At 75.6% G+C, this 9928-nt stretch carries 8 protein-coding genes; 2 read left to right on the top strand and 6 right to left on the bottom strand.

What is annotated here, in order from left to right; genetic code table 11:
• Positions 1 to 40 precede the first annotated feature (40 nt).
• Positions 41 to 1255 carry an FAD-dependent monooxygenase gene (locus tag ACFVFS_RS39585; protein WP_380629878.1) on the bottom strand — a complete coding sequence of 405 codons (1215 nt, stop codon included), beginning with the start codon at positions 1253 to 1255 and terminating at the stop codon, positions 41 to 43.
• Between the two features lie 231 nt (positions 1256 to 1486).
• Between ACFVFS_RS39585 and ACFVFS_RS39580 the strand changes: the two genes are divergently transcribed.
• Complete coding sequence (locus tag ACFVFS_RS39580; protein ID WP_380629877.1) at positions 1487 to 2029, top strand: DinB family protein; 543 nt, start codon at positions 1487 to 1489, stop codon at positions 2027 to 2029.
• Positions 2030 to 2120: 91 nt separating this feature from the next.
• Here the strand turns inward: ACFVFS_RS39580 and ACFVFS_RS39575 are convergent, their stop codons facing one another.
• Positions 2121 to 2852, bottom strand: a complete 732-nt coding sequence (locus tag ACFVFS_RS39575) for a dienelactone hydrolase family protein (protein WP_380629876.1) — start codon at positions 2850 to 2852, stop codon at positions 2121 to 2123.
• 255 nt (positions 2853 to 3107) lie between these two features.
• On the opposite strand from ACFVFS_RS39575, the gene ACFVFS_RS39570 reads away from it, so the two are divergent.
• Entirely contained in the window at positions 3108 to 4139 is a 1032-nt protein-coding gene (locus tag ACFVFS_RS39570) for a medium chain dehydrogenase/reductase family protein (protein WP_380629874.1), read from the top strand.
• Between the two features lie 75 nt (positions 4140 to 4214).
• Here the strand turns inward: ACFVFS_RS39570 and ACFVFS_RS39565 are convergent, their stop codons facing one another.
• The 4 genes from ACFVFS_RS39565 to ACFVFS_RS39550 form a co-directional block, all read right to left on the bottom strand.
• Positions 4215 to 5021, bottom strand: a complete 807-nt coding sequence (locus tag ACFVFS_RS39565; protein ID WP_380629873.1) for a thioesterase II family protein — start codon at positions 5019 to 5021, stop codon at positions 4215 to 4217.
• Positions 5022 to 5063: 42 nt separating this feature from the next.
• A complete protein-coding gene (locus ACFVFS_RS39560; RefSeq protein WP_380629872.1) occupies positions 5064 to 6239 on the bottom strand; it encodes a cytochrome P450 in 1176 nt (391 codons plus the stop codon).
• Positions 6236 to 6790: a nuclear transport factor 2 family protein gene (locus ACFVFS_RS39555; protein WP_380629870.1), complete on the bottom strand. Its 555-nt coding sequence runs from the start codon at positions 6788 to 6790 to the stop codon at positions 6236 to 6238. The genes ACFVFS_RS39560 and ACFVFS_RS39555 overlap by 4 nt, the downstream gene beginning before the upstream one ends.
• A 65-nt stretch (positions 6791 to 6855) precedes the next feature.
• A partial coding sequence (locus tag ACFVFS_RS39550) for an SDR family NAD(P)-dependent oxidoreductase (RefSeq protein ID WP_380629869.1) occupies positions 6856 to 9928 on the bottom strand: 3073 nt, incomplete at its 5' end.

The raw sequence follows: 9928 nt of genomic DNA, 5'->3' as shown, positions 1-9928 counted from the left end.
CCGTTCGGCGGGCCGGGGCCACGGGCGTGTCGACGGCCGGTCAGTAGTCGGGCAGGTCGAAGACCGTAGCGGCGCGGTAGACCGCGTCCATCTCCGGGCCGGGCTCGTCGAAGCCGCCGAAGGATCCGGGCTCCTCCACGGCGTCGGCGTCCAGCCGGTGGCCGGTCAGCTCCAGGATCGCCTGGTTGGCGGCGACGTGGTCGCGCAGGCGCCGCTCGTAGGCGGGGTAGGCCGCCCGGTGGTCACCGTCGGCCGTGTGCAGTTCCCCGGCCAGGACGTAGGCCGCGGTCAGGGCCACGCTGGTGCCCTGGCCGGTGAGCGGCGAGCAGCAGTAGCCGGCGTCGCCGAGCAGCACCACCCGGCCGCGCGACCAGCGGTCCATCGTGATCTGGGCGACGACGTCGTAGTGGAACACGTCCGTCTCCCCCAGTGCCGCCAGGAAGCGCGGCACCTCCCAGCCCATCCCGGCGGCGCGCTCGGCGACCAGGCGGCGCTGCTCGGCCGGGTCGCGCGGCAGCATCCGCTCGACGGGCTCGTCGGAGCCGAAGCCGAGGAAGAAGCGCAGCTCGGTGTTGTCGCGGACGGTCATCGCCATGCACATCCGGCCGCCACCGCCGGCGGGCCGGTGGACCACCTGCCAGCGGTCGAGTCCGAGGTGGTTGGGCGCGCTCCAGCCGGCGAGGTAGGTGGCGATCGGGCGCAGGTAGTCGCGCTCGGGACCGAAGACCAGGCGCCGGGTGTGGGAGTGCAGCCCGTCCGCGCCCACCAGGAGGTCGTAGGAGCGCTCGGCGCCGCTGCGGAAGCGGACCCGGACCCCTTCCTCGTCCTGGACCAGGGTGTCGATGGAGTCGTCGAAGCGGTACTCGACGCCGGGGCAGGCCGCTCCGACGAGCAGGACGGCGAGCTCGTCGCGCAGGATCTCCACGTCGGGGCCGTCGATGGGGCCGCCGCCGGCCGTCCACCCGGTGGTGCGGCTCAGTTCGCGGCCGTCCGCGTCGACCAGGGACATTCCGCGCAGCCCGGTGCGCCGCGACCGGACTTCGGCCAGCAGACCCATCCGGTCGATGACGTCCAGGGCGTTGCCGCGGATGTCCACCGGCTGGCCGCCGCCGCGCAGCGACGGGGCTCGCTCGACGACGGTGACCCGGAAGCCGTAGCGGTCGAGCCAGTGGGCGAGGGCGGTGCCGGCGATCCCGGCGCCGGAGACCAGGACCGAGGTGGTGCGCGAGTGGTGCGGCCTGGTGCTGTTCGACATGGCGTGCCTCCCTTGGATCGGTCACTTCCACGCACCAGCCTCCCGCCGGCCGCTGTCGGCCCGCCGACAGCGCACTGGTACCGCTGTCACCCCGCCCACAGGGCGCTGACAGGACGTCAGAGTCGCAGTCCGGGGCGGAGTGGAGGACAGGATCTGACCTATACGACCCCTACTGTGGATCACGTCGGACGGCAGGGGCCGACGACACGGAGCATCCACGGAGGTACCGACATGAGCGACACCGCGACCACCACCGCCCCCGCGGTCACCGGCGAGCGGGCCGACCTGCTCGCGCAGCTCGCCACGCAGCGCCACTTCCTGCGGCACACCACGCGCGACCTGACCGACGAGCAGGCCGGCCTGCGGACCACGGCGGGCGAACTGTGCCTGGGCGGTCTGATCAAGCACGTCGCGGACGTCGAGCGGTCCTGGGTCGACTTCCTCTTCGAGGGCCCGTCCGCGATGCCCGACTTCATGAACATGACGCAGGCCGACCTGGACCAGCGGGCCGACGATTTCCGCCTGCTGCCGGGCGAGACGCTGGCCGGCGTCCTGGCCGCCTACGCGGAGGTGGCCGACCGCACCGACGCGGTGATCGCCACCCTGCCGGACCTCGACGTCACGCAGCCGCTGCCCGACGCGCCGTGGTCCGAGCCCGGCATCCGCTGGTCCGCCCGCCGGGTCCTGCTGCACCTCATCGCCGAGACGGCGCAGCACTCCGGCCACGCCGACATCCTGCGGGAGTCCCTGGACGGCGCCAAGTCGATGGGCTGAGCACCGCCCGGCGGTCCGCCCCCGGCACGCGTCCCGTGACGCGCGCCGGGGCGGTGCCGGTCACCATCGGCCAGCGCCGGTCAGCGCCGGTTCAGCCGAGGTGCCGGCCGAAGAACCGCAGCGCGCCGTCCAGTTCGAACGCCGGGAGGTCGCCGTGCCGGCCGGGGTTGGCGTGCAGGGTCTTCTCGGCGGAGCCGAGGGCCTCGAACAGGGCCAGGCCCGCCGCGCGCGGGACGCGCTCGTCGTCCCACTGGAGCAGGAACTCCACCGGGACGGTGATCCGCGCGGCCTCCCCGGCCGAGGCCAGGGCGCCGCCGAGGCCCAGGACCGCCGCGCGCACCCGGGGTTCGGCGGCGACGAACGGGACGCCGAGCCCGCATCCCAGCGACACGCCCCAGTAGCCGACCGGGCCGGCGCCGACGTGGTCGAGCCGCTGGACCGCGTCGAGCACGGCCCGCCACTCGGGCACCGTCCGCCGCGCCACCAGGGCGTGGAACTCCGCGAGCAGCGGCCCCGGTTCGGCCCCGGCCGCGATGCGGGCCTGGTTGGCGGTGGCGATCCGGTCGTACTCCTCCTGCACCGGCCGGTCGCCGTGGCCGGGAACGTCCGGGGCGACGACCGCGAAGCCGCGCTCGGCGACCAGCCGGTGGGCGCGGGCCAGGATCGCGGGGGCCTTCTTGTGCTCGCCGCCGCCGTGTCCGAGCAGGACCAGCGGACGGGGGCGGGCGGGGGCGTCCGGGGTCCAGAGCGCGCCGGGGGTCTCCCCCAGGACGAAGAGCTGCTCGCGGATGCCGTCGGACGACGTGTCAGTGGTGAAGCGCATTGCGGTACGGGCCTTTCGGGGTGCCTACTGCGGGCACTCCCGGGCCATGCGAGGGAGGGGTGCCCGACCTGTCACAGCGTTGATCGGTCCCACCTCCTCGGTTCGCAGGGGCGCACGGCGACGTGGAACGTACCACGGGGCGCCGACCCCGCACAGCATAGTTAGAGGGTCTCACTGAAGTTGTTGACACTCACCAAGGAGAGGAGTTACAACTTATAACGAACGCGAAATCCTCTAGGGAAAGGGGGCGCGGCCGTGGTTGAGCAGCGCCTGCTCGAAGTCGTCCTGCCGGGTGTGGTGGTTCCGGAGGAGCTGCAGATCCGCTACGGGACCGTGCCCGAGCCCGGCCGGGGCCAGGTCGTGATCGGCGTGGAGGCGACCGGCGTCTCGTTCGCCGAGCAGCAGATGCGCCGCGGGCGCTACTACGACCAGCCGCCGTTCCCCTTCGTCCCCGGCTACGACCTGGTCGGCCGGGTGCTGGCCGCCGGCGCGGGCGTCGACCCGGCGCTGACCGGCCGGCGGGTGGCTGCGCTGGTGAAGGTCGGCGGGTGGGCCAGCCATGTGGTGCTGGAGGCCGCGGACGCGGTGCCCGTGCCGGACGGCCTCACCCCGGCCGAGGCGGAGACCGTGGTGGTCAACGGCATCACCGCCCGGCAGATGCTGCACCGGCTGGCCCGGGTGCGGGCCGGACAGACCGTCCTGGTGCACGGCGCGAGCGGCGGCGTCGGCTCGGTGCTGGTCCAACTCGCCCGCGCGGCGGGCGCGGCGGTGATCGGCACGGCCTCCGCCCGGCACCACGACGCGCTGCGGGAGCTGGGCGCCGTCCCCGTCGACCACCGGGGCGGCGACGTCCCCGCCCGGGTGCGGGAGCTTGCGCCCGGCGGGGTGGACGCGGTCTTCGACCACGTCGGCGGGCGCAGCGTGGTCGACTCCTGGCGGCTGCTCGCCCCCGGCGGCACCCTGGTCGCCTACGGCAGCGCCTCCACCCGGGACGACACCGGTTCCAAGCAGTGGCCCGTGCTGAAGATCCTCGCCCGCACCTGGCTCTGGAACGCCCTGCCCAACGGGCGCCGGGCCCGCTTCTACAACATCTGGGCCGGCCGGGCGCTGGGCAGGGACGGCTTCCGCGCCCGGCTGCGGGCCGACCTCACCGAGGTCTTCGGCGCCGTCCGCCGCGGCGAGGTCGCCGCCCGCGTCGCCGCCGAACTCCCGCTCACCAGCGCCGCCGAGGCGCTGCGGCTGGCGGAGTCCGGCACGGTCAGCGGCAAGGTGGTGCTGATCCCCTGACGCCCGGGTGCGACGGGCCTCCGGGGCCGGTTCCGCCCGGGGTGCGGCGGGCGGAACCGGGGTGCGGCCGGTGGGTCAGGTCCGGGACGGGGGTGCGGCGGTGCGGAAGTCCGCGAGGGAGTCGGTGAGTGCCCTGGTCACCGGTCCCTGCTGGGAGCCGAGGAAGAAGTGCCCGCCGGGGAAGGCCTGGAGGCGGAACCCTCCGGCGGTGACCTCCGACCAGCGCTGCGCCTCCTGGCGGGTCACCTGCGGGTCGGCGTCGCCGGTCAGCACGCTGACCGGGCAGCGCAGCGGCGGCTCGGCGCGGTGGACGTGGGTCTCGACCGCGGTGTAGTCGGCGCGCAGGCACGGCAGGATCATCTGCCGGATGTCCTCGTCGTCCAGGAGCGCGGAGTCGGTGCCGTTCAGCCGCTGGATCTCGGCGAGTATGCCGGCGTCGTCGCGCAGGTGCACGGTCTCGTGCCGCGTGGTGGTCGGCGAGCGGCGGCCCGAGACGATCAGGCCGAGCAGGTCGACGGCGCGCTCGGCCTCCAGCCGGCGGGCCGTCTCGTAGGCGAGGACGGCGCCCATGCTGTGCCCGAAGAACACCAGGGGCCGTTCGGTGCGGGGGCGCAGCACCGCGCAGATGGCGTCGACGAAGGCTTCGACGGTGTCCAGGCAGGGTTCGTGGCGGCGGTCCTGGCGGCCCGGGTACTGCAGGCAGAGCACCTCCGTCTGCGGCCCGAGGGCACCGGACAGCGGCTGGAAGTAGCTGGCGGAGCCGCCGGCGTGCGGGAAGGCGACCAGGGTGACGGCCGCCCCGGGGGCGGGCCGGTACTGCCGGAGCCAGCGCTCGCTCAGCTCCGCGAGGTCGGGGTCGGCGTCGGGGTCGGGGACGGACATGGGAGGGGCATCCGTTTCTCGTGGTGGAACCGGTCGGGCCGGTCAGCCGGCGAAGCGCAGCGGCAGCTCGGTGAGCCCGCGCAGGAAGTCCGAGGCGTGCCAGGTCAGCCGCCCGGGCGGGGCGGCGAGTTCCAGGACCGGGAACCGGGTCAGGATCTCGGTCAGCGCGACCCTGATCTCCTGCCTGGCCAGCTGGTGGCCGAGGCAGAAGTGCGGGCCGTGGCCGAAGGCGAGGTGCGCGGTGGTCGGGCGCAGCAGGTCGAAGGCGTGCGGGTCCTCGCGGACGGCCGGGTCCCGGTTGACGGCCGACGGCAGGAAGCGGACCAGCTCGCCCTTGCGGACGGTCACGCCCTCGATCTCGATGTCGTCGAGGGCCACCCGGTTGGTGGTCGACAGCAGGGAGCCCCGGTAGCGCAGCGCCTCCTCGGTGGCGCTCGCCACGAGCTCCCGGTCGGTCCGGAGCGCGGCCAGCTGGTCGGGGTGCCTGAGGAGTTCGAGCAGCGCGCTGGAGATGACGTAGGCGGTGGTGACGTGTCCGGCGAACAGCAGGACGGAGCAGAAGCCGACGAGCTCCTCCCGGGTGAGGGCCTGTCCGTCGTCCAGCCGGGCGCCGACGAGCTCGCTCAGCAGGTCCTCGGTGGGCTGTCGGCGCTTCTCCTCGACCAGGTTGGTGCAGTACGCGGCGAAGGCGTCCGTCGCGGCCTGGCGGACCGGCGCCGAGGGCGAGTCCATGTTCTTGACCCGGGAGTGGAACACCGCGCGGTCGGCCGCCGGCACGCCGAGCAGCTCGCAGATCACCTCCAGCGGGAAGGGGTTGGCGAAGGCGGACACGAAGTCGGCCTCCCCCTCGGCGGGCAGGGCGTCCAGCAGGCCGCGGGCGATCTCGGTGAGGCGGGGTTCGAGCGAGCGCACCGCGCGGGAGGCGAAGGCGGCGCTGACCAGCCGGCGGTATCGGGCGTGCTCCGGATTGTCCTGCTCGAACAGGACGATCGGGCCGTCCGGGACCTGCGCGGCCTGCGGCGCGTGCCGGTGGAGGTCGCTGGAGAGCCGGGGGTCGCCCAGCAGCCGCCGGGCGGACTCGGCGCCGAGGACGGTCCACGCCTCGGTGCCGTCGGCCTGCCGGCTGCGGATCACCGGGTACCGGCGGGCCAGCTGCCCGAGTTCGCGTTCCGCGTCGGGCAGGGAGGAGATCTGGACGAGGTCCAGGACGGGGATCACTCCTGCTCCTCCGGTCCGTCCGGGGCGGCGGCGGTGATCCGGGGGAGGTCCCGGAGCCACAGGTGGCGGCTCGCGATGCGCCAGCGCTGCCCGTCCTTCTCCAGCAGGTCGACGTACGAGCCGCTGCGGCCGATCTCGTGGGTGCCGTCGTCGAGGGCGAAGCAGACGGAGAGCAGCGAGCGCGCCTCGGCGGTGGTCCCGTCCAGGCGGACGACCACCGTGTTGGTGGTGAGGTGGCGCTGGTGGGCGCCGCGCGTCCCGGTGTGGTGGTGGTAGAGCGCGGCCATGGCGTGGACGATCCGCTCGCGGGTGGTCACCGACGGCGGGAAGCCCTCGGGGGCCGGGGTGAAGGTGAAGCTCGCGTCCTCGGTGAACAGGTCGCCGAGCGCGTCGAAGTCGCCGGAGTCGTAGGCCAGGCTGTAGGCGGCGACGAGGTCCTGGATGGCGGCCCGGTCCGCGAGGAAGGCCGCGTCGAGGTGTCCGGTCGAGCCGGGCACCGGACGCACCTCGGCGCGTGTCGTGGCGGGCGTCGGGGCGGTGCTCTGGGTCATGGGCGGTGGTCCCTTCGTCTGTCGTGCGGTCGTCGGTCGGTCCGGGGCCGGAGCTCCCGGACGGGTCACGGGGTCGGCCGGGACAGCCCCGCGATCCAGCCGCGCACCGCGGCGCCGGTCTGGTCCGCGTGCTCGCCGATCATGGTGCAGTGGTCGCCCTCGACCTCCACGGCGGTGTGCTCGTGGGGCCAGGAGGAGCGCCAGTCCTCGCCGGTCATCGGCTCCTCGGGCGAGCCCGGCACGCAGCGCGACGGCCGGACGAACAGCGTCGGCACCGTGGTCGGCTCGGGCTCCCAGCCGCGGAACATCCGCCGGTAGCTGCCGATCGCGGTGAGTCCGACGTAGCCGAGCGCGGTGAACGCCTGTCGGCGCACGATCACCTCGTAGTTCATCGCCTTGCGCATCCGGCGCGACATGGTGGCCGGCAGGTAGGTGTCCAGTAGCACCTGACCGACCGGTGCGGTGCCGGCCGCCTGGAGCCGGCTGGTGACGCCGTGGGCGAGCCAGCCGCTGGAGGAGTAGCCGAGCAGGACGAACGGCTCGCCCTCGGCGCAGCGCAGGGTCGCGTCGGTGAGCAGGTCCAGCAGGACGTCGCGGGAGGCCGCGAGCGGCTCGCCGGAGCGGAAGCCGGGGACGGTCAGGACGGCGGTGCCGCAGAACCCGTCGAAGGCGCCGGCCAGCCGGCCGAACTGGATGCTGCCCTCGACCGGCGCGAACGGCGGGAAGCAGATCAGCCGCGGATGCTCGCCGCCCTGCGACATCCGGACGGATCCGGCCAGGCCGGCCAGCCGCGGCAGATCCGCGCTGGCCTCGCGCAGGCCGGACGCGCCGACCAGCAGCGCCTCCGCGTCGTCCATCTGTCCGCGCAGGGCCAGCTCCCGGTAGACGGAGCCCAGCAGTTCGTGGGACTCCTCGGTGCCCGGCTCCGGGCGGGGCGCGCGGCGCTCGGCGGTCCCCTCGTCCAGGGCACGGGCCAGGTGGGCGGCGAGCGCGGTCGGGGTGGTGTGGTCGTAGACCAGGGTCACGGGGAGGTCGAGGCCGGTGGCCTCGCCGAGCCGCCGGGCGAGGCCCACGGTCGCCAGCGAGTCGAAGCCCATCGCGCGGAACGGCTGGTCCGGGTCGACCGCGTCGGCGCCGGCATGGCCGAGCTGCGCGGCCACCTCGGCACGGACCAGGTCGAGCAGTTCGGCGGCCAGCCGGGCGGGCGAACGCTCGGCAGAGCGGTCCAGGAGCGGGGGCGGCACGGTGCCGGGCACCGGGCCGGCCGGCCGTTCCGGGGCCACCGCCACCAGATCGGCGATCAGCGGCCGGGGGCGGACGGCGGCGTAGCTGTGCGCGAGTCGGGTCCAGTCCACGTCCGCGACCGTCACACAGGTCAGGTCCTCGTCGAGGGCCTGGCCGAGGGCGGTCAGGGCGGTGGCGGGGTCCATCGGCCGCACCCCGAGCCGGCCGAGGTGGCGCCCGGCCTCGCCGTCGGCCATCCCACCGGCGGCCCAGGGGCCCCAGGCCACGGCGGTGGCGGTGAGTCCGCGCTGCCGGCGGCGCAGGGCGAGGGCGTCCAGGTGGGCGTTGGCGGCCGCGTAGGCGCCCTGCGCCGCGCCGCCCCAGACCCCGGCGCCGGAGGAGTAGAGCACGAAGGCGTCGAGCTCGGCCGTGGCGAACAGCTCGTCCAGCGCCAGTGCCCCGGCGGCCTTGGCGGTGACGGTGGCGGCGATCGCGGCCGGGTCGGTGTCGAGCAACCGGGCGGGGCCGGCGACACCGGCGGCGTGCAGCACGGTGCGGATGCGCGGGAGTTCCTCGCCCAGGGCCTCGGCGAGCCGGTCGGCGGCGTCCGGGGCGGTGAGGTCGCAGGCGACCGGGACCAGGTCGACGCCGCCGGCCGCGAGCTCGGCCCGCAGTCCGTCGAGGCCGGGGGTGTCGGGGCCCCGGCGGCCCAGTACCAGCACCCGCTCGGCCCCGCGGGCGGCCAGCCAGCGGGCCGCGTGCCCGCCCAGGGCTCCGGTGCCGCCGGTGATCAGCGCGGTGCCGCCGGTCCGCCAGGGGCGGGCCGGGCGGGCGGGGGTGTCCGTGGCGTCGGGGCGGGCCAGGCGACGGCCGAAGGTGCCGAGCGGCCGGATCGCGAACTGGTCCTCTCCCCGGGCGTCGGCCAGGACGGCGAGCAGGGTGGTCAGGGAGCGCTCGTCGGGGTCGGCCGGAAGGTCGGCCAGCCCGCCCCAGTTGAGGGGGTGTTCGAGGCCGACGACGCCGCCGAGGCCCCAGATCCCGGCGCCCGTGGCGGAGGCCACGTCCTCGCCCAGCACCGAGACGGCACCGGCCGTCAGGCACCAGAGCGGGGCGGCGATGTCCGCGTCCGCCAGCGCCTGGACCAGGGTGACGGCGGCCGTCACGGCGCGGACCAGGGCCTCGCCGCCGTCGCCCTCCTCCTCAGGCGCCGCGCCGAGCAGCGAGACGACCCCGGCGAGGCTCGGACCGTCGGGGGACTCGCGGAGCCAGGCGGCGAGTTCGGCCCGGTCGGCGGTCTTGGCGTCGAGCTCGCGGCGCAGGACCCGGGCGCCGCCGTCGGTGAGCGCCCGCGCCACCGCGGCGGCGAGGTCGCCGCCGTCGGCGGAGTGGACGAGGAGCCAGTGCCCGGTGGGCGCGGCGTCGGGCGCGGCGGGCGTCCACGGCTCCCAGCGCAGCTCGTGGCGCCAGGACCGGGCGGTCCGCACGGCGCGGTCCTCGGTGCGCCAGGCGGAGAGCGCGGGCAGCAGCTCGCGCAGTGGCGCGTCGGCGGGGACGTCCAGCAGGGCGGTGAGGCCGTCGAGGTCGGCCTGCTCGACGACCTCCCAGAACCCGCCGTCCGCGGCTTCGGCGGCGGGCTGCGGCGCCGATTCCGCCGCGGGCGACTCGGCGGCGAGCCAGTAGGGGCGGCCCTGGAAGGGGTAGGTCGGCAGGTCCACCCGGCGCGCGCCGGTCACGGTCGCGGCCCAGTCGACCGGGGTGCCGCGGACGAAGGCGGTGGCGAGCCCCGTGGCCAGGGTCTCGCGCGGGTCGCGGCCGCGGCGCTGGGCGGGGACGGCGGCGGTGTCCGTGCCGGCCGTGCACTCCACGACCATCGGGGTCAGCGCCGCCTCAGGACCCAGCTCCACGAACACCGAC

Source organism: Kitasatospora sp. NPDC057692 (assembly GCF_042799475.1).
GTDB lineage: Bacteria > Actinomycetota > Actinomycetes > Streptomycetales > Streptomycetaceae > Kitasatospora.
The sequence above is the reverse complement of the archived record's forward strand: the minus strand, read 5'-3'. Positions and strand labels throughout refer to the sequence as shown.

What these genes read in the sequence shown, in the direction of transcription:
- ACFVFS_RS39585 (WP_380629878.1), bottom strand. Translation starts at nt 1,255, where the DNA reads ATGTCGAACAGCACCAGGCCGCACCACTCGCGCACCACCTCGGTCCTG.
- ACFVFS_RS39580 (WP_380629877.1), top strand. Translation starts at nt 1,487, where the DNA reads ATGAGCGACACCGCGACCACCACCGCCCCCGCGGTCACCGGCGAGCGG.
- ACFVFS_RS39575 (WP_380629876.1), bottom strand. Translation starts at nt 2,852, where the DNA reads ATGCGCTTCACCACTGACACGTCGTCCGACGGCATCCGCGAGCAGCTC.
- ACFVFS_RS39565 (WP_380629873.1), bottom strand. Translation starts at nt 5,021, where the DNA reads ATGTCCGTCCCCGACCCCGACGCCGACCCCGACCTCGCGGAGCTGAGC.
- ACFVFS_RS39555 (WP_380629870.1), bottom strand. Translation starts at nt 6,790, where the DNA reads ATGACCCAGAGCACCGCCCCGACGCCCGCCACGACACGCGCCGAGGTG.